The organism is Rhodothermales bacterium, assembly GCA_041391505.1.
In the GTDB taxonomy this organism is placed as follows: domain Bacteria; phylum Bacteroidota; class Rhodothermia; order Rhodothermales; family JAHQVL01; genus JAWKNW01.
On record JAWKNW010000003.1, the window covers coordinates 307,787 to 325,554 of the forward strand.

The window sequence follows — 17,768 nt, forward strand, 5'->3', positions numbered from 1 at the left end:
AACGCATGCTATAGTAAATACGTCCGCTCGCGCAGAACAGAAGGAGGAGCTACTTGATGACGGTTGCCGTCCCGCCGGCGCCTTCGATCTTCGTGCGGGCCGAAGCGCTGAAGCCGTGCGCCTGCACAGTGAGCGCGCCGCCGGCTTCGCCGTTGCCGAGGATCTTCACGCGCTCATTCTTGCGAACCAGGCCGAGCTCGACAAGCACTTCGGGCGTGATCGCCTGCGAGGCGTCGCACCGGCCGGAAGCTACCAGCTGCGCGATGCTCTCGAGGTTGACGCCCCGGTATTCGACGCGGAACGGGTTCTTGAACCCGAACTTCGGAATACGGCGCTGCAACGGCATCTGGCCGCCCTCGAAGTGCACCGGGATGCTCGAGCCGGCACGGCTCTTCTGTCCCTTGTCGCCCCGCGTCGAGCTGTGACCACCGTAGCCCGAGCCCACGCCGCGAGCGATACGTTTGTCCTTCTTCGTAGCCCCTTTGGCGGGCTTGAGATTGCTGAGATCCATGTTACTTGCTCTCTTCGATGGTGACCAGGTGATGCACTTTCGTCAGCATGCCCCGGATCTGAGCCGTATCCTCGTGCTCAACGGTCTGATGCATGCGACGCAGCCCGAGCGCTTCCATGTTGCGCTTCTGGTTCTTCGTATGACGGATGACGCTCCGTATCTGCGTGATTTTCAGTTTACCCATGGTAGAACCTTACTCGATCCTGCTTTGCTAGCTAACGCATCGCCGCCACCCATGACGGCGTGAGGGGGATGTTACCCTTCGAACACCTTCCGAAGGGGTACCCCACGCCGCTGCGCCACTTCGATCGGATCTTCGATCGTGGTGAGCGCGTCGAGCGTCGCCGCTACCTGGTTGTGAGGGTTGCTCGAGCCCAGCGACTTCGAGAGGATATCCGTGATGCCCGCGCACTCCAGGACGGCGCGCACGCCGCCGCCGGCCTTTACGCCGGTACCCGGCGCCGCCGGACGAAGCAGTACGCGGCCGGCGCCCTGCACGCCCGTCACGGGGTGCGGGATGGTCCCCTTCCGCAGCGGAACCGAAACGACGTTCTTCTTGGCGTCTTCTGTCCCCTTCGCAATCGCGCTGGCGACTTCATTGGCCTTGCCGAGACCGGCGCCAACCAGACCGTTGCCGTCTCCAACCACCACCACGGCGTTGAACGAGAAGCGACGGCCGCCCTTGACGACTTTCGCAACGCGGCTCACCGACACGAGGCGTTCGATCCATTCCTTCTGCGGTGCGCTGGCGCGTTCCCGGTTGCGACGATTTCTTTCTTTTGCCATGTTGCGTTCGTTCTAGAACATGAATGCGGTCATTGGCCGCATTCGATCGACGTTAAAATTGGAGACCGCCTTCGCGCGCGCCTTCGGCGAGCGCTTTCACGCGACCGTGATACCGGTAACCGTTCCGATCGAATACGACCGCTTCGATTCCAGCCGCCTTGGCCTTCTCGGCCAGCATCTTGCCAATCTGGTTACTGGCCTCGACCGGTTTGCCCATCGCTTCGCCTGCGGCGAACGTGGACACGGCGGCGAGCGTGTGCCCGGCTACGTCGTCAATCAATTGCGCGTAAATGTGCCGGTTCGAGCGGTACACACTCAGCCGAGGACGTTCGCTCGTGCCGGAGACTTTCTTGCGAATCCGCAGACGGATCCGCGAGCGACGCATGTTCTTGAGATTCTTTTTCATGTCAGTTTTAACCCGAATGCCGGAAGATACCGACCCTCCAGCGCGGTTGAACAGGGTGACATCCGCCGCCTAGCGAGCGGCGGTCTTGCCGGCCTTGCGGCGTACGGCCTCGTCGAGGTAACGCACACCCTTGCCTTTGTACGGCTCGGGCGGTTTCAAATTGCGGATCTTGGCGGCAACCTGCCCGACCATCTGCTTGTCGACACCTTCGACGATGATGATCGGGTTCTTGCCCCGCTTCGTATCTACATCCAGCGCCACGCCGCGCGGGGGCAGGAAGTAAATCGGATGCGAATACCCCAGCGCCAGCTCCAGCACGCCGTTGTTGACGGCCGCGCGAAACCCGATGCCGATGACTTCGAGTTCCTTCTTGAAGCCCTGCGAGACACCCGTCACCATATTGTTGATGAGCGACCGGTAAAGGCCGTGCAGCGCCCGATGGCGCTTCTGATCCGTGGGCCGCTTGACAAGAAGCTCCTTGTCTTCCTGTTCGACTTTGATATCGGGATCGACCTGCAGCTTCAACTCTCCCTTCGGGCCCTTGACCGTCAGCAGGTTGTTGGAAGCAACATTGATCGAAACCCCGTTGCTCAAGTCTATCGGCAGCTTTCCAACACGAGACATCGCGTACCTTGACTAAGATCTAAGTGAGTCGCTGCGGCCGGCTCGGCCCACGCGACATGCAGCTGATTAATAAACGTAGGCGAGCACTTCGCCGCCCACATGGATGCGGCGAGCCTCCTTGTCCGTCATCACGCCCTTCGACGTGGACAGGATGGCAATTCCCAACCCGTTCTTGACGCGAGGCAGTTCGTCCGACCCGACGTATTTACGCAGGCCCGGCTTCGAAACACGCGTCAGCGTATGAATAGCCGGCCGGCCGCTCTGGTCGTACTTCAGGTAAATCCGGATCAGGCCCTGCTTGCCGTCATCCACGTCCAGGTAGTTCTTGACAAACCCCTTCTCCACGAGGATCTGCGTCATCGCGCGCTTCAGTTTCGAGGCGGGCACATCGACGTGGCGATGGCGCGCCTGGTGCGCGTTACGCAACCGCGTAAGATAATCCGCTACGGGATCGGAAATTCCACTCATGGTCTGGTCATGTTTTCGGGCCGTTTCGCCTGCGTGGCGACGCGCCCGATTGATCGATTGGAGGATGGATTACCAGCTCGACTTCCGGACGCCCGGAATCTTGCCGGCGAGCGCCATCTCCCGGAATACAATACGCGACACGCCGAATTTGCGGATGTATCCGCGCGTACGGCCGGTGAGCGCGCAGCGGTTCTTGAGCCGAACGGGGCTCGCATCCCGCGGGAGCTTCTGCAGCCCCTCAGCGTCGCCGATGGCCTTCAGATGCTTGCGTCGTTCCGCGTATTTTTTGACGGCTGCGCGGCGCTTGCGCTCACGGGCCATCCAGCTTTTCTTCGCCATGTTCGAATTCTACGATTCGGTTGATACGTAAATCTTGGATCAGGCCCCGACCGGGGTTTCCTCCCGGCGAACGAACGGCATGCCCAGCGCCTTCAGCAGCGCCATGGCCTCCTCGTCCGTACGGGCGCTCGTCACGAAGGAGACATCCAGCCCGCTGATCTTGTCGATCTTGTCGACGTTGATCTCCGGGAAGATGATCTGCTCCTTGACGCCCATCGTGTAGTTGCCGCGTCCGTCGAAACAGCGGTCGGACACGCCGCGGAAGTCACGCACGCGGGGCAACGCCAGCGTCACGAGCCGGTCGTAGAACTCCCACATGTGCTCGCCCCGGAGGGTCACGAAAACCCCTACCGGCATGCCTTCACGGAGCTTGAAGTTCGACACGCTCTTCTTCGCCTTCGCGATCTGAGGCTGCTGCCCCGTGATGAGGCGAAGCTCCTGCACGGCATCGTCAAGGATCTTCTTGTTGCCCGTGGCCTCGCCCACACCTTTGTTGACGCTGATCTTCAGCAGGCGGGGAATCTGCATCACGCTGCGGTAACCGAACTGCTTCATCAGCTCGGGCGCGACTTTCTCCTGATACAGTTGCTTGAGTCTGGGTGTATACGCCATGGTTGTTCTAACGCTAAACAGGTCAGGCTGACGGCGAGGTCAGGGAGGCTGCTGCCGCCCTTCCGCGTCGACTAGCGATCCAGTTCTTCTCCGGTGGTTTTAGCAATGCGAATCCAGTGACCACGGCCGGTTTCGGGATCTTCGATCCGTTTGCGCCCGACGCGGGTACGGTTGCCGTTGCCGTCGATCGGCATCACGTTGGAGAGGTGAATCGGCATTTCGCGCTGGATGCGCCCGCCCTGGGGGTAGGTCTGATTCGGCTTCGTGTGGCGAATGCGGAGGTTCACGCCCTCGACGATCACGCGATCCTTCTCAGGATAGATCCGAAGCACTTTACCGACATACCCTTTTTCCCGGTCGGATGAAAGCGACTTCGCACTGGTGATGACTTTGTTCAGCATCACCATGTCCCCTTTCTTAATGTGCAGCTTCTTCTGCTTGTTCTTCGTGCGAGGCATGATGCTACGGGTTGTTTTCGTTGGCCGGCCCTTCCGGACCGTCGCCGTTCAAATGGTCAGAGCACTTCAGGAGCGAGGGACACGATGCGCATGAACTGCTTCTCGCGCAGTTCGCGGGCAACGGGGCCGAAGATACGCGTCCCTTTCGGTTCGTCGTTGTTGTCGAGCAGCACGGCGGCGTTCTCGTCGAAACGGATGTACGATCCGTCCTTCCGGCGAAACTCCTTGCGGGTGCGAACGACAACGGCGGGGCTCACATCGCCCTTCTTGACGTTGCCGCCCGGGATGGCCGATTTCACGCTGACGATGATTTTGTCGCCAACACGCGCGTAGCGCCGCTTGCTGCCGCCGAGTACGCGGATGCAGAGCACTTCTTTCGCGCCGCTATTGTCGGCAACTGCGAGTCTGGATTCCTGCTGGATCATGGCTTAAAAAAAGTTCTATACACGTGGAGCGAATACCAGGGATCGGGGCGGCCGGCTGGCTGCCTGCGCCGCGGTGATCACTTGGCCCGTTCGATGATCTCGACCAGACGCCAGCGTTTGTTTTTGCTCAGAGGGCGGGTTTCCATGACGCGAACGGTGTCTCCCTCACGGGCATCGTTCGTCTCGTCATGCACCATCAGCTTGCTCGTCTGCTTGATGAACTTGCCGTAGATGGGGTGCTTGACCTGCCGCTTGATGGCGACGCTGATCGACTTGTTCATCTTGGCGCTTACGACGACCCCGATGCGCTCTTTTCTTCTGTTGCGTGGTGCTTCTTCTGTTGCCATGGGATGCAGGGGCTTGGTGAGCCGTATACCGTACCTCACCAACTACCCGTTAGTGGTCAGGCAGCCGACTCGGCCGCGGAGGATTCCTTTTGTTGGAGGATGGTCATCAGACGGGCGATGAGCCGGCGCGCGTGGCGCATCTGAATCGGGTTTTGCACGTCGGCAATGGCGTGCTGAAACTCGAGATGCTCCAGCTGCACCTTCTCCTCGCGAATACGCTGACGAATCTCGTCGGCGCTCATCTCTCGTATTTCTTTCGCTTTCATCTCAGCGTCCTGTTAATAGCCCGGCGGGATAGGTCACTTGGCGGGTGCCACCTCGTGGTAATCCGGCCTGGTGATGAATTTCGTTTTGATCGGAAGCTTCTGCTGCGCCAGGGCGAGCGCTTCCTTGGCCAGATCCTGGGGAATGCTGCCGCCGATTTCGAACAGGACACGGCCCGGACGAACCACGGCTACCCAGAACTCGGGCGAACCCTTGCCTTTACCCATTCGGGTTTCGGCCGGCTTCTTCGTAATCGGTTTGTCCGGGAAGATGCGGATCCATACGCGTCCCGCACGCTTCATGCGGCGGGTCATCGCGATACGGGCCGCCTCGATCTGGCGGCTCGTGATACGTCCCGGTTCGAGCGCCTTAATCCCGAAATCACCAAAGTTGATCAGCGTTCCGCGGGTCGCATTGCCCTTGATGCGGCCTTTCTGGACGCGGCGGAACTTTGTGCGCTTGGGCATTAACATGACGTCACCTACACTCGTTCAAATGTTGAATGATCTCGCTTGACGGCGTTATTCCCCGGACGGCTTGCCGGCCGAAGCCTGCTTCCCGCCACGGCCACGACCACCGCCGCCACCCCCGCTGCGCTGACGACGCTGACGCTGCGGCGGCATCTGCTGCATCTGCTGGCGCTGCGCCTGCACGTTGGGGCTGAGATCGGGTTTGCCAATCACTTCACCGCGGAAGATCCAGACTTTCACGCCCAGCGTTCCGTAGATCGTAAAGGCCGTCGCCTCCGCGTAGTCGATGTCTGCGCGAACCGTGTGGAGGGGCACGCGCCCTTCGAGGTACTGCTCCGTGCGGCCCATTTCAGCGCCGCCGAGACGGCCGCCCACCTTGATGCGGATCCCTTCGGCGCCCATGCGCATCGCGGCCGTAATGGCCTGCTTCATCGCGCGGCGGAAGGAAACGCGGCCGGCCAGCTGCTGGGCCACGTTCTGGGCCACCAGGCTCGCATCGAGCTCAGGACGCTTGATCTCCGTAATGTTGATCTGGATGTCCTTGTTGGTCAGCTTCTTCAGCTCCTCGCGAAGCTTCTCGACCTCGGCGCCCCCGCGTCCGATGACGACGCCCGGCCGGCTCGTGTGCAGCGTGAGGATCACGCGTTTCGGCGTGCGCTCGATGACGACACGGCTGAGACCCGCGCGCTTCAGACGCGCAATCAGGTATTTGCGGATTTCTTCGTCTTCCACCAGCTTGTCGGCGAAATCCTTTTCCGCATACCAGTTGGAATCCCAGCCCCGGATGATGCCGAGGCGAAAGCCGATCGGATTGGTTTTCTGACCCACTGTAAAGTCCTGTGCTGTTATCTAAAGTTTGCGTGTGGCGCGACGAACGCGCCGGCTGGCGTCTGGCGCCGTTAAGCTTCTTCCCCTTCCGCAGCCCCAACCGTCCCGACGACGACCGTCAGGTGGCTCGTGCGCTTCAGGATCGGTTGGGCCCGCCCACGCGGTCCCGGACGGTACCGCTTGAAGCTCGGCCCGACGTCGACGCGAATTTCCTGAACGACCAGCTCGTTTTCGTCGATGCGCTGATCCTGATGCTGATCGATCAGGTTGTGCACCGCCGATAGGATGGTCTTGCGAACCGTATCGGTCGCCTTCTGCGGCATGAAGTTCAGCGCGTTGATCGCCTCCGTTACCCGCTGACCGCGCACCACGTTGATCACGGGGCGCATCTTCATGGGAGAACTCCGAATAAATTTCCGTACAGCCTTAGCCTGCATAGCCTAACCGATTCGGTTTATCTGGCCGGATGAAACCGGCCTGTACTGTGTAAGGATCGTGCGAAAGGGCGGCGCCTACTTTCTCTTGTCGCCGGAGTGACCGCGGAACGTGCGGGTAGGAGAAAACTCGCCGAGGCGGTGGCCTACCATGTTTTCCGTGATGTACACCGGGATAAACTGCTTTCCGTTGTGCACGGCGAAGGTGTGACCGACAAAGTCCGGCGCGATCATCGATGCGCGGCTCCAGGTCTTGATCACTTTCTTCTTGCCGGTATCGTTCAACTGCGTCACTTTACGCTGCAGTTTGTAGTGAACGAAAGGTCCTTTCTTGAGTGAGCGTGCCATGCGATACTTGAGTCAACTCGTTGCTCTGAGGAAATAAAAGACGCAGCCCGATTACTTCTTGCGGCGGCGGATGATGTAGCGATCCGACAGTTTGCGTTTGCGGCGCGTCTTGAAGCCCTTGGCCGGCACGCCGCTCGGAGAGCGTGGATGCCCGCCGGAGGCCTTGCCTTCGCCACCGCCCATCGGGTGATCGACCGGGTTCATGGCGACACCGCGAACTTTCGGGCGGATGCCCAGCCAGCGCTTGCGGCCGGCCTTGCCGTAGTCAATGTTGTTGTGGTCCGGATTGCTGGTCGTACCGATCGTCGCCATGCAATTCACCGGCACCATCCGCGTCTCGCCCGAGGGCAGCCGCAGCGTGGCGTAGGCGCCTTCGCGCGCCGTAAGCTGGGCGAACGTGCCGGCGGAACGCGCCAGCTGGGCGCCCTTGCCCGGCTTCATCTCGATCGCGTGGACAAACGAACCGACCGGCACGTTCGCCAGCGGAAGGCAGTTGCCCGCTTCGGGCGGTGCGTCCGCGCCGTTCTGGACGGTCATCCCCACCTGCACCTCGTTCGGCGCGATGATGTACCGCTTCTCGCCGTCCGCATACACCAGGAGCGCGATGCGCGCGCTGCGGTTCGGGTCGTATTCGATGCTGGCCACACGGGCCGGAATACCCACCTTGTTCCGCTTGAAGTCGATGATACGATACCGACGCTTGTGCCCGCCGCCCTGATGGCGCACGGTGATGCGTCCGTTGTTGTTTCGACCGCTCTTGTTGGACAGCGGTGCCAGGAGGCTCTTTTCGGGTTCCGACTTCGTGATCGTGTCGAACGCGGAAACCGAGCGTTGCCGTTGTCCAGGCGTATTTGGTTTATACTGTCGAATAGCCATTGCTCTACCGTACGTCTACCGCGTTACACGCTCTCAAAGAAATCGATTTCAGCGCTTCCAGGCTGGAGCGTCACGATCGCCCGTTTGTAGGACGTCGTGGTGCCGGCCACCAGACCGCGCTTCGTAAACTGGCGGCGGCGTTTGCCCCGCACATTCAACGTGCGCACTTCCTTGACCTGCACGCCCGGATAGCGCGCTTCAATCGCCTTGCGAATTTCAATCTTGTTCGCGCCCGAAGCCACAACGAAGGCGTAGTGACGCGTCTCCATGAGGCGCGACATCTTCTCCGTTACAAAGGGCCGAATGAGTACTTGCTTGTTCATGATCGCTCCGTGAGCACGTTTGCGTCGTTAAGTTCAGGCCTTATTCGGCTGCTTCCGTCGTGGCTTTCGCCGCTTTTTTGGATGCCGGCTTCCGCGCGGGCTTGGCCGCCGGTTCACCGCCGCCCAGTACACGACCGATGCCGTCGAGCGCGCCTTCGCAAAGAAGCAGCACCTGCGCATTCAGCACGTCGAGCGTGGACGCGGCGTCGGCGTTGATCACCTGCAGCTTCGGCACGTTGCGACCCGAGCGGTATACGTTCAGGTTCACGTCCCCCGTAAGCAGGAGCACCTTCGTCCCGGCGAGGCCGAGCGCGTTCAGCATGTCGACCAGCGCGCGGGTGTCCGGCGCGTCCATCTGCAGGTTCTCGATGACCTGGATGGCGCCGGCGGTCGCCTTGTACGACAGGGCCGAACGGCGGGCCAGCTGGCTCGTCTTGCGATTTACCTTGAAGGAATAGTCGCGCGGACGAGGGCCGAAGATCGTACCGCCACTGCGGCGCAGCGGCGACTTGATGTCGCCCGAGCGCGCATGGCCGGTGCCTTTCTGGCGATAGAGCTTGCGCGTGCTACCCGCGACTTCCGACCGTTCCTTCGCCTTGTGCGTGCCCTGCCGGGCGGCAGCCTGGATTCGGCGCACATCCAGCCAGATAGAATGGTCGTTCGGCTCAATGCCAAACACCGTCGTATCCAGGGTAACGGAACGCCCTGTTTCCTTGCCGTCTTTCTGAAGGACCTTGAGTTTCATGTTCTTCAATTCGGTATGCGTTTCTACTCGGCCGGCGCTAGTGCGTCACGACCGGTCTTTGCTCAGGCGCGGTGGATCTCCACAATGCCGTTCTTGGGTCCCGGCACCGCTCCGCGCAGCAGGATGACCTGATGCTCCGGATAGATACGCACGACTTGCAAGTTCTGGATCTTAACCCGTTTGTTGCCCGTCTGGCCGGCCATGCGAAGCCCCTTGACGACGCGCGACGGGAACGACGAAGCACCGATGGAACCCGGGGCGCGGCCGCGGTTGTGCTGACCGTGGGTCCGCATGCCGACGCCGCTGAACCCGTGACGCTTTACGACGCCCTGGAAGCCCTTGCCCTTCGAGGTCCCGACGACGTCAACCGTGTCGCCTTCCTGGAAGATGTCCTCGACCCGAGCCTCTGCGCCCAGTTCGATCTCCCGCTCGAAGTCCCGAAATTCGACGACGGCCCGCTTGGGGGTGGTGCTGGCTTTGGTGAAGTGGCCTTTCATGGCGCTGGTGGTGCGCTTTTCCTTGCGCTCGCCAAAGCTCAACTGCACGGCATCGTACCCGTCGGGGCCTTCGGTCGATTTGACCTGGGTAACCACATTCGGGCCGGCTTCAATGACCGTACACGGGATACTGTTTCCAGCTTCATCGAAAATGCTGGTCATCCCTATCTTTTTCCCGATCAATCCGCTACTCATGGCTCTATTCGATTCGTTTGCCTCGGCCCGCAAGCAGACCGTTGTCTATAAGGTGTGGCCTAAGGCCTGTATCAACTCGTGCGTTCGATGGTCAGCGTGACGTCGCCTTCCAGCAGCGCGCCGGCCTCCGCGCCGAGCAGCGCAGCAATCACCGTGCTGTTGGCCGTGAGCACCACCGTGTCCGCATCCTGAATGACATAGTCGAAGGTCAGGTTGAACGGGACGCCGCTGAAGGTGATCGCGAGCAGCAGCTGCTGGGCAATGTCGTTGACCGTGTAGGTACCGGCCAGATTGACGTCATCCGCCTCGGGATCCGTGAGGTCGACCGCGAGCACATGCGTGCCGTCTTCGTTCAGGTCCAACGTGAGCGAACCCAGCGCGGCAAAAACAGCCGTCTTGTCACCGGTGTCGTCGCTGGCGCTGACCAGCCGCCAGGACCCGATGAACTGCGACAGATCGGTCGGATCTTCGGAGCTGTCGCAACCTGTTGCCATGAAGGAGAGCAACAGCGTGGCAACCAGGGCCGGCAGTATGGAAAAAATACGCTTCATCGCTGGGGGTAGCTTGGGTCAGACTTTGATTTCGACATCGACACCGCTCGGCAGCTCCAGCTTCATGAGCGCATCCACGGTTTTGCTGCTCGTCGACAGGATGTCGATCAGGCGCTTGTGGCTACGCGTCTCGAACTGCTCGCGGCTTTTCTTGTCCACGTGCGGGCTGCGAAGTACGGTGTAGATCGATTTCCGTGTGGGAAGCGGAATCGGGCCGCTCACCACCGCGCCCGTCTGCTTGACGGTGCGGATGATCTTTTCTGCACTCTTATCGATCAGGCTGTGATCAAACGATTTCAGCTTGATTCGAATCTTCTGATGACTTGCCATCTGTGCTCTCTTGTTCGTAATCACTGGTCGCCGGTCGTCGGTCACCGATTCGGCGACCGACGACCAGGGCCTGTTTATCTCAGTCGAGGATCTTCGTCACAACGCCGGCGCCGACCGTACGGCCGCCTTCGCGGATGGCGAAGCGCAACCCTTCCTCCATCGCGATCGGCTGGATCAGCTGCACCGTGAACTGGGTGTTGTCGCCCGGCATCACCATCTCGACGCCCGCCGGCAACTCGATGTCGCCCGTCACGTCCGTCGTACGGAAGTAGAACTGCGGGCGGTACCCCTTGAAGAACGGCGTGTGACGACCGCCCTCTTCCTTCGAAAGCACGTACACCTCGCTCTCGAACGACTTGTGCGGCTTCACGCTGCCCGGCTTACACACCACCATGCCGCGCTCCACGTCGTCCTTGCCCGTACCGCGAAGCAGAAGACCCACGTTGTCACCCGCCTCACCGCTGTCCAGCAGCTTGCGGAACATCTCAACGCCCGTCACCGTCGTCGTGATCTTCTCCTCGCGGATGCCGATGATCTCCACCGTCTCACCCACCTTGATCACGCCGCGCTCGATACGACCCGTCACCACCGTGCCGCGGCCCGTGATCGAAAACACGTCTTCGATCGGCATCAGGAACGGCTTGTCCTTGTCGCGCTCCGGCGTCGGAATGTACTCGTCGACCGCCGTCATCAGCTCGATGATCTTCTCTTCCCACTGCTTCTCCCCGTTCAGCGCGCCCAGCGCGCTGCCGCGGATCACCGGCACGTCGTCGCCCGGAAACTCGTACTGGCTCAGCAGCTCACGAACTTCCATCTCCACCAGCTCCAGAAGCTCCTCGTCGTCCACCAGGTCGACCTTGTTCATGAACACCACCAGGTACGGAACACCCACCTGACGAGCCAGCAGGATGTGCTCACGCGTCTGAGGCATCGGGCCGTCCGTCGCCGCTACCACCAGCACCGCACCGTCCATCTGGGCCGCTCCCGTCACCATGTTCTTCACATAGTCCGCGTGGCCCGGGCAGTCCACGTGCGCGTAGTGACGATTGTCCGTCTCATACTCCACGTGCGCCGTCGCAATCGTGATACCGCGCTCGCGCTCTTCCGGCGCGTTGTCGATCGAATCAAACGAACGCACTTCGCCCGATCCCATCCGCTCCGCGAGAACCTTCGTGATCGCCGCCGTCAGCGTCGTCTTACCATGATCCACGTGACCAATCGTCCCTACGTTCACGTGGGGCTTGTTCCGTTGAAACGTCTCTTTCGCCATAACAGTGTCGGTTAAACTTATTCGTTAAGATTATGCTGGTGTCCGTCGTGGAGTGCGTTACGCCGCCACGCCTGTGGAGGCCGCCACCACTTCGTCGGCAACGCTCTTCGGCACCGCTTCATAGCTATGAAACTGCATGCTGTAGATGGCGCGGCCCTGGGTGATCGAGCGCATGTCCGTCGAGTATCCGAACATTTCGGACAGCGGAACGAGCGCCTTGATGACCTGGGCGTCGTTGCGCTGCCCGAGGCTCTCAATCCGGCCGCGCCGGCTGTTGAGGTCGCCGATGACGTCGCCCATGTACTCGTCGGGCGTTACCACCTCGACTTCCATGATCGGCTCTTTCAGCACCGGCTTCGCCTTGCGCGCCGCTTCGCGGAACGCCATGCGGCCGGCGATTTCGAACGACATCTGGTCCGAGTCGACCGCGTGGAACTTGCCGTCGTACAGCCGCGCCTTGATCCCTTCCACCGGATAACCGGCGAGCGGGCCCTGCATGAGGGCGCTGCGCAGACCTTTTTCGATGGCCGGAATAAATTCCTTCGGGATGTTGCCGCCGACGACGTCGTTCTGGAAGTCCATGCCGACGCCGCTTTCGTTCGGCCCGATTTCCACCTGGATTTCGGCGAACTGACCGCGACCGCCCGACTGCTTCTTGTGCGTATACCGCTCGTCCACGGTCGACTGCAGCGCTTCGCGGTACGCCACCTGCGGCTTGCCCACGTTGGCTTCGACCTTGAATTCGCGCTTGAGCCGGTCGACGATGATTTCCAGGTGCAACTCGCCCATGCCGGCGATGATCGTCTGACCGGTTTCATGGTCGATCGAGACCTTGAAGGTCGGATCTTCTTCCGCCAGCTTCTGCAGACCGGCGCCCAGCTTATCGCTGTCGGCCTTCGTCTTGGGCTCGATGGCGATCCGGATCACCGGCTCGGGGAAGTTCATCTGCTCGAGCAGGATCGGCTTGTCGATATCGCACAGGGTATCGCCCGTACGCACATCTTTCAGACCGACGGCCGCCGCGATATCGCCGGCCCGGACGTTCTCGATGTCCTCACGGCTGTTCGCATGCATGAACAGGATGCGGCCCACGCGCTCTTTCTTGCTGTTCGATGCATTAAACACCGCCCCGCCCTTCTGCAGCGTGCCGCTGTAGACGCGGAAGAACGTCAGCTTGCCGACATACGGGTCGGTCATGATCTTGAACGCGATGGCGCTGAACGGACCATCCGGATCCGGCGTGCGCGCAATCTCTTCGTCGGTGTGGGGATGGATACCCGACACCGGCGGGACGTCCAGCGGGCTCGGCAGGTAGTCGATGACACCGTCGAGCAGGCGCTGCACGCCTTTGTTCTTGAACGCCGTACCGCAGAAGATCGGCGTGATGTCCATGCTGATCGTCGCCTTGCGGACCGTTGCGCGAATCTCTTCCGGCGTAATGTCTTCGCCTTCGAGATACTTCATTAGCAGCTCGTCGTTGTGCTCGGCGATGGCCTCGAGAAGATGGATCCGCCAGTGACGGGCCTCCTTCTTCAGATCGTCGGGGATCTCGATCTCGTCCCACGTAGCGCCGAGGGCTTCGTCGTGATACACGATCGCCTTGCCGCGGACCAGGTCGATCACGCCGCGGAACATGTCGCCGGCGCCGATCGGGATCTGAACCGGAACAGGATTGGCCTTGAGCCGCTCCTTCATCATGTCGATCGCGTTGTAGAAGTTCGCGCCCGTGCGGTCCATCTTATTGATGAACGCGATGCGCGGCACATGGTATTTGTCGGCCTGACGCCAGACGGTTTCCGACTGCGGCTCCACACCACCCACCGCGCAGAACAGCGCGATGGCGCCGTCGAGCACGCGCAGGGACCGCTCGACTTCCACCGTGAAGTCTACGTGGCCCGGCGTATCGATGATGTTAATCCGGTGATCTTTCCAGAAACACGTCGTAGCGGCGCTCGTGATCGTGATGCCACGCTCCTTCTCCTGCTCCATCCAGTCCATGGTGGCGCCCCCCTCATGGACTTCGCCCATGCGATGCAGCCGCCCCGTGTAAAACAGAATGCGCTCCGTCGTGGTCGTCTTCCCGGCATCAATATGGGCCATGATGCCGATATTGCGCGTTTCCTGGAGGGCAACTTTTATAGTGTCAGCCATTTCTGGTATTCGCTAGGATACGTGTACTGCGCGGCCATCTCACGCTCAACCCGCGGCCATGAGCCGCCAGCCTCGCAGCGCCGTGTATGGTTAGAACCTGAAGTGGGAGAAAGCCTTGTTGGCTTCCGCCATGCGGTGCGTGTCGTCTTTTTTCTTGATAGCGCCGCCCTCACCGCCTGCGGCACTCATCAGTTCCTTTGCCAGGCGCACAGCCATGCTCTTGTCCGTGCGTGTCCAGGCGTACTGGATGATCCAGCGAAACGCCAGCGCAACACGACGGTCAGGGCGCACTTCGACGGGCACCTGGTAGGTAGCGCCACCAACGCGCCGGCTCCTCACCTCGAGCAGCGGCGACACATTGTTCACCGCTTTCTTGAACACATCCACACCCGGCTCGTTCGTGCGCTCCTCAATGAAATCGAACGCCTTGTAAACAATGCGCTGAGCAACGCTCTTCTTGCCACTCCGCATCACACTGCTTACAAATCGGGACACCAGCTGATCATTGTATACCGGATCAGGTGATATCGTACGCCGTTCTGCTGTTCTTCTGCGCATAAGTGTAAATTCTAATAGGAAAGCTTCTTATAACGCTCCAGAGTCACCCGGCCACCGCAACGGCGCACCGGCGCATCCAGAAGACTATTTCTTCTTGGGACGCTTCGCCCCATACTTCGACCGGCTCTTCCGCCGATCATCGACACCCGAGGTATCGAGCGCACCGCGCACGATGTGGTACTTCACGCCCGGAAGGTCCTTCACACGCCCGCCGCGCACCAGCACGATCGAGTGCTCCTGAAGGTTGTGCCCCTCGCCCGGGATATAGGCAATCACCTCGACGCTATTGCTGAGGCGAACCTTCGCCACTTTACGCAATGCCGAGTTCGGCTTCTTCGGCGTCGTCGTATACACACGCGTGCACACGCCACGACGCTGCGGCATGCTCATCAAGGCAGGGGACTTCGTCTTGCGGACCTTGTTCAGGCGCCCCTTGCGAACCAATTGCTGAATTGTCGGCACGTAAGCTTCCGTTCTTCTGACTGTTTATCAGTCAGGCACTGGCTGCTGCCATGCGCCCGACCAACGAGAATTTTTTTCAGACCGGTATGATACTCTACAGGGGTGTTTTGTTCAAATTTTTTCTTCAAGATACGGTTAATTAGAGGCCATATTGCCCTGTTTTGCCAGATTTGCGGGCATCAATCGATCAATTGGTATAGATCAATTGATCGAATTGCAATTCAGACAACGCCTCGGCCGTATCCCGTTCCCCTTTGCGTGTATCCACCCGGTGAAGCCCGACACGACGGGCGCGAAGGGGGCGCCATAAAAAAACGTTCATCCCTTCCGCGTCGCGCGGCCGGGATGAACGTAGTGCTCATCGAGCGTGTTCCTCAGGAATTTCCTTCGGCCTCAGGAAGCGGCCGATTCCACATTTTCTTCGCTCTGGTGGCCCTTGCCGTTGAACGATACATACTCGCCGTAGGGGCGCGGTCCGAGAATCTCGATCAGGTCGCGCGGCCCCAGCACCTCTTTCTTCAGCAGCAGCTCGGCCATCTCCGTAAGCTTTTCGCGCTTCTCTTCGAGCAGGCGGTGCGCGCGGCGTTCGACTTCCTCGATGATCCGCTTCGCTTCCTGGTCGATGATGCGCGCCGTCTCGTCCGAATAGGGCTTATCGAACACCGGCGAGTCGTCCGCACGCCCGGAGACGTTGAAGCTGATGTTTCCGACCTTCTCGCTCATCCCGTAGTCGACCACCATCGCGTACGACATCTTGGTGATGCGCTCCAGGTCGTTCTGCGCCCCGGTAGTGATCTGCCCGAAGACGATCTTTTCGGCGACACGGCCCCCGATCGCCATCGTCATCCGGTCCATCAGGGCTTCACGCGTGTAGAGGTAGCGCTCTTCGGGGAGGTACTGGGCATAGCCCAGCGCCGCCAGCCCGCGCGGAACGATGGAAACCTTGACGACGGGGTCGGTGTGGCGCAGGAACCAGCCCGTAATGGCGTGGCCGGCTTCGTGGTAGGCCACGATCTTGCGTTCCTCCGGCGAGATGATCTTGTTCTTCTTCTCGAGCCCGCCGATCACCCGATCGATCGAGCGCTCGAAGTCATCCATCTCGATGGAGTCCTTGTTTTCCCGGGCCGCCAGGATCGCCGCCTCGTTGCAGACGTTGGCGATCTCCGCGCCGGCGAAGCCCGGCGTCTGGCTGGCCAGCACCCCCACGTCGACTTCCTTCGACAGGATGAGGTTGCGGGTGTGCACGCGGAAGATCTCCTCGCGCTCTTTCCGGTCGGGTTTGTCGATCAGGATCTGGCGGTCGAAGCGGCCGGGACGCAGCAGCGCCGAGTCCAGCACGTCGGGCCGGTTGGTCGCCGCCATGATGATGACGCCTTTGTCGGTATTGAACCCGTCCATCTCCACCAGAATCTGGTTGAGCGTATTCTCGCGCTCGTCGTTCGCGCCCATCATCATCCCGCGGCCACGCGAACGGCCGATGGCGTCGATCTCATCGATAAAGATGATGCAGGGCGCCTTCTCCTTCGCCTGCCGGAACAGGTCGCGCACACGCGCGGCGCCGACGCCGACGAACATCTCGACAAAGTCGGAGCCCGAGAGGGAGAAGAACGGCGTGCCGGCCTCGCCGGCGACGGCCTTGGCCAGCAGCGTCTTGCCCGTACCCGGAGGCCCCACCAGGAGCACCCCCTTGGGCAGCTTGCCGCCGAGCTTGGTGAATCGCTTCGGATTCTTGAGAAACTCGACGACCTCGACGACCTCCTCCTTGGCCTCGTCCAGGCCGGCGACATCCTTGAAGGTGATCGTCTGATCGCCCATGGCGTCGAAGAGGACTGCCTTGTTCTTGCCAATATTCAGGACCTGCGAACCGGGGTTCATGCGGCGAATCAAGAACATCCAGAGCGCCACGATGATCAACAGCGGAAACACCCAGGTCAGCATGCCGCCAAACCAGTTGTTCTCGGATTCGAAACTGAACGCGACGTTGTGCTCGCTCAGAAAGTCGCTGATCGGCTCCTCGGACGATTTGATCGTCGTAAACCGCCGCGTGGAGCCTTCGGATACCCCGCCGAGAAAGTCCTGCCGGGGTTTGGCCAGCTTCACATGACCCTGTTCGGCGGCCTGCTCGGTATACATCCCGTTGATGCGGGTATCGCCGACGATCTCCACTTTTTCCACATACCCGTTGCGGACATGCTCGAGGAACGTGCTGTAGTCGATGCGATTGGGATCCTCTCCGCTCAAAAAGAACAGGAAATTAGCCAGCAGCGCCAGAAACACGATGAGATAAATCCACAACGAGAACCGATTCCGGCGATCGTTCATCCGATTGCCGTCACCGCCGGAAGGGAAATCAGTATTTTCGCGCTCGTTCTGAGCCATGGGGACGCGTCCTAAGGTTAAAAGTGCGTTTCTTTAGCGGCAGGCGTTCTCGCTACTGCGTCTTTCTACGTCGTGATTCGAAAAAAGGATGTAGGTGGGCTTACCCGGTAT

Annotated in this window: 26 protein-coding genes and 1 pseudogene; all 27 read right to left on the minus strand. The window is 60.6% G+C overall.

Going from position 1 to position 17,768, the window contains the following annotated elements:
* Nucleotides 1-49: 49 nt before the first annotated feature.
* The 27 genes and pseudogenes from rplO to ftsH all read right to left on the minus strand — a co-directional run bounded on the left by rplO (nucleotide 50) and on the right by ftsH (nucleotide 17,657).
* Nucleotides 50-511, minus strand: coding sequence for a 50S ribosomal protein L15 (rplO, locus tag R2834_04880; GenBank protein ID MEZ4699641.1), 462 nt, complete (start codon nucleotides 509-511; stop codon nucleotides 50-52).
* 1 nt (nucleotide 512) lies between these two features.
* A complete protein-coding gene (gene rpmD / locus R2834_04885) occupies nucleotides 513-695 on the minus strand; it encodes a 50S ribosomal protein L30 (protein MEZ4699642.1) in 183 nt (60 codons plus the stop codon).
* Nucleotides 696-766: 71 nt separating this feature from the next.
* Nucleotides 767-1,297, minus strand: a complete 531-nt coding sequence (gene rpsE / locus R2834_04890) for a 30S ribosomal protein S5 (protein MEZ4699643.1) — start codon at nucleotides 1,295-1,297, stop codon at nucleotides 767-769.
* Nucleotides 1,298-1,349: 52 nt separating this feature from the next.
* Nucleotides 1,350-1,703 (minus strand): 50S ribosomal protein L18, encoded by a 354-nt coding sequence (gene rplR / locus R2834_04895; protein MEZ4699644.1) that lies wholly within the window; start codon nucleotides 1,701-1,703, stop codon nucleotides 1,350-1,352.
* Between the two features lie 69 nt (nucleotides 1,704-1,772).
* Nucleotides 1,773-2,327, minus strand: coding sequence for a 50S ribosomal protein L6 (gene rplF, locus R2834_04900; GenBank protein ID MEZ4699645.1), 555 nt, complete (start codon nucleotides 2,325-2,327; stop codon nucleotides 1,773-1,775).
* A 66-nt stretch (nucleotides 2,328-2,393) separates the two neighbouring features.
* Nucleotides 2,394-2,795: a 30S ribosomal protein S8 gene (gene rpsH, locus R2834_04905; protein MEZ4699646.1), complete on the minus strand. Its 402-nt coding sequence runs from the start codon at nucleotides 2,793-2,795 to the stop codon at nucleotides 2,394-2,396.
* A gap of 69 nt (nucleotides 2,796-2,864) precedes the next feature.
* Complete coding sequence (rpsN, locus tag R2834_04910) at nucleotides 2,865-3,134, minus strand: 30S ribosomal protein S14 (GenBank protein MEZ4699647.1); 270 nt, start codon at nucleotides 3,132-3,134, stop codon at nucleotides 2,865-2,867.
* Between the two features lie 39 nt (nucleotides 3,135-3,173).
* Nucleotides 3,174-3,746 (minus strand): 50S ribosomal protein L5, encoded by a 573-nt coding sequence (rplE, locus tag R2834_04915; protein MEZ4699648.1) that lies wholly within the window; start codon nucleotides 3,744-3,746, stop codon nucleotides 3,174-3,176.
* A gap of 71 nt (nucleotides 3,747-3,817) precedes the next feature.
* Nucleotides 3,818-4,174, minus strand: coding sequence for a 50S ribosomal protein L24 (rplX, locus tag R2834_04920; GenBank protein ID MEZ4699649.1), 357 nt, complete (start codon nucleotides 4,172-4,174; stop codon nucleotides 3,818-3,820).
* Nucleotides 4,175-4,260: 86 nt separating this feature from the next.
* The gene (gene rplN / locus R2834_04925; GenBank protein ID MEZ4699650.1) at nucleotides 4,261-4,629 is read right to left on the minus strand and encodes a 50S ribosomal protein L14; all 369 of its coding nucleotides are present in this window, start codon (nucleotides 4,627-4,629) and stop codon (nucleotides 4,261-4,263) included.
* A gap of 77 nt (nucleotides 4,630-4,706) precedes the next feature.
* Entirely contained in the window at nucleotides 4,707-4,976 is a 270-nt protein-coding gene (gene rpsQ, locus R2834_04930; protein ID MEZ4699651.1) for a 30S ribosomal protein S17, read from the minus strand.
* A 56-nt stretch (nucleotides 4,977-5,032) separates the two neighbouring features.
* Nucleotides 5,033-5,242: a 50S ribosomal protein L29 gene (gene rpmC / locus R2834_04935; GenBank protein MEZ4699652.1), complete on the minus strand. Its 210-nt coding sequence runs from the start codon at nucleotides 5,240-5,242 to the stop codon at nucleotides 5,033-5,035.
* 33 nt (nucleotides 5,243-5,275) lie between these two features.
* Nucleotides 5,276-5,713: a 50S ribosomal protein L16 gene (gene rplP, locus R2834_04940; GenBank protein MEZ4699653.1), complete on the minus strand. Its 438-nt coding sequence runs from the start codon at nucleotides 5,711-5,713 to the stop codon at nucleotides 5,276-5,278.
* 48 nt (nucleotides 5,714-5,761) lie between these two features.
* The gene (gene rpsC, locus R2834_04945) at nucleotides 5,762-6,538 is read right to left on the minus strand and encodes a 30S ribosomal protein S3 (protein MEZ4699654.1); all 777 of its coding nucleotides are present in this window, start codon (nucleotides 6,536-6,538) and stop codon (nucleotides 5,762-5,764) included.
* Between the two features lie 71 nt (nucleotides 6,539-6,609).
* On the minus strand, nucleotides 6,610-6,975 hold the full coding sequence (gene rplV / locus R2834_04950) for a 50S ribosomal protein L22 (GenBank protein MEZ4699655.1): 366 nt from the start codon (nucleotides 6,973-6,975) through the stop codon (nucleotides 6,610-6,612).
* A gap of 75 nt (nucleotides 6,976-7,050) precedes the next feature.
* Nucleotides 7,051-7,320 carry a 30S ribosomal protein S19 gene (gene rpsS / locus R2834_04955; protein MEZ4699656.1) on the minus strand — a complete coding sequence of 90 codons (270 nt, stop codon included), beginning with the start codon at nucleotides 7,318-7,320 and terminating at the stop codon, nucleotides 7,051-7,053.
* 51 nt (nucleotides 7,321-7,371) lie between these two features.
* On the minus strand, nucleotides 7,372-8,196 hold the full coding sequence (rplB, locus tag R2834_04960; protein MEZ4699657.1) for a 50S ribosomal protein L2: 825 nt from the start codon (nucleotides 8,194-8,196) through the stop codon (nucleotides 7,372-7,374).
* Nucleotides 8,197-8,219: 23 nt separating this feature from the next.
* Nucleotides 8,220-8,519: a 50S ribosomal protein L23 gene (rplW, locus tag R2834_04965; protein ID MEZ4699658.1), complete on the minus strand. Its 300-nt coding sequence runs from the start codon at nucleotides 8,517-8,519 to the stop codon at nucleotides 8,220-8,222.
* Between the two features lie 145 nt (nucleotides 8,520-8,664).
* A pseudogene (gene rplD, locus R2834_04970) lies at nucleotides 8,665-9,264 on the minus strand (50S ribosomal protein L4).
* A 62-nt stretch (nucleotides 9,265-9,326) separates the two neighbouring features.
* Nucleotides 9,327-9,956, minus strand: coding sequence for a 50S ribosomal protein L3 (rplC, locus tag R2834_04975; GenBank protein ID MEZ4699659.1), 630 nt, complete (start codon nucleotides 9,954-9,956; stop codon nucleotides 9,327-9,329).
* Nucleotides 9,957-10,027: 71 nt separating this feature from the next.
* Nucleotides 10,028-10,507 carry a hypothetical protein gene (locus R2834_04980; GenBank protein ID MEZ4699660.1) on the minus strand — a complete coding sequence of 160 codons (480 nt, stop codon included), beginning with the start codon at nucleotides 10,505-10,507 and terminating at the stop codon, nucleotides 10,028-10,030.
* Between the two features lie 18 nt (nucleotides 10,508-10,525).
* On the minus strand, nucleotides 10,526-10,837 hold the full coding sequence (rpsJ, locus tag R2834_04985) for a 30S ribosomal protein S10 (protein ID MEZ4699661.1): 312 nt from the start codon (nucleotides 10,835-10,837) through the stop codon (nucleotides 10,526-10,528).
* A 79-nt stretch (nucleotides 10,838-10,916) separates the two neighbouring features.
* A complete protein-coding gene (gene tuf / locus R2834_04990; GenBank protein ID MEZ4699662.1) occupies nucleotides 10,917-12,107 on the minus strand; it encodes an elongation factor Tu in 1,191 nt (396 codons plus the stop codon).
* A gap of 57 nt (nucleotides 12,108-12,164) precedes the next feature.
* Nucleotides 12,165-14,258, minus strand: a complete 2,094-nt coding sequence (gene fusA / locus R2834_04995) for an elongation factor G (protein MEZ4699663.1) — start codon at nucleotides 14,256-14,258, stop codon at nucleotides 12,165-12,167.
* Nucleotides 14,259-14,348: 90 nt separating this feature from the next.
* Nucleotides 14,349-14,816: a 30S ribosomal protein S7 gene (gene rpsG / locus R2834_05000; GenBank protein ID MEZ4699664.1), complete on the minus strand. Its 468-nt coding sequence runs from the start codon at nucleotides 14,814-14,816 to the stop codon at nucleotides 14,349-14,351.
* 84 nt (nucleotides 14,817-14,900) lie between these two features.
* The gene (gene rpsL, locus R2834_05005; GenBank protein MEZ4699665.1) at nucleotides 14,901-15,278 is read right to left on the minus strand and encodes a 30S ribosomal protein S12; all 378 of its coding nucleotides are present in this window, start codon (nucleotides 15,276-15,278) and stop codon (nucleotides 14,901-14,903) included.
* Nucleotides 15,279-15,671: 393 nt separating this feature from the next.
* Nucleotides 15,672-17,657, minus strand: a complete 1,986-nt coding sequence (gene ftsH, locus R2834_05010) for an ATP-dependent zinc metalloprotease FtsH (protein MEZ4699666.1) — start codon at nucleotides 17,655-17,657, stop codon at nucleotides 15,672-15,674.
* Between the last annotated feature and the right edge of the window lie 111 nt (nucleotides 17,658-17,768).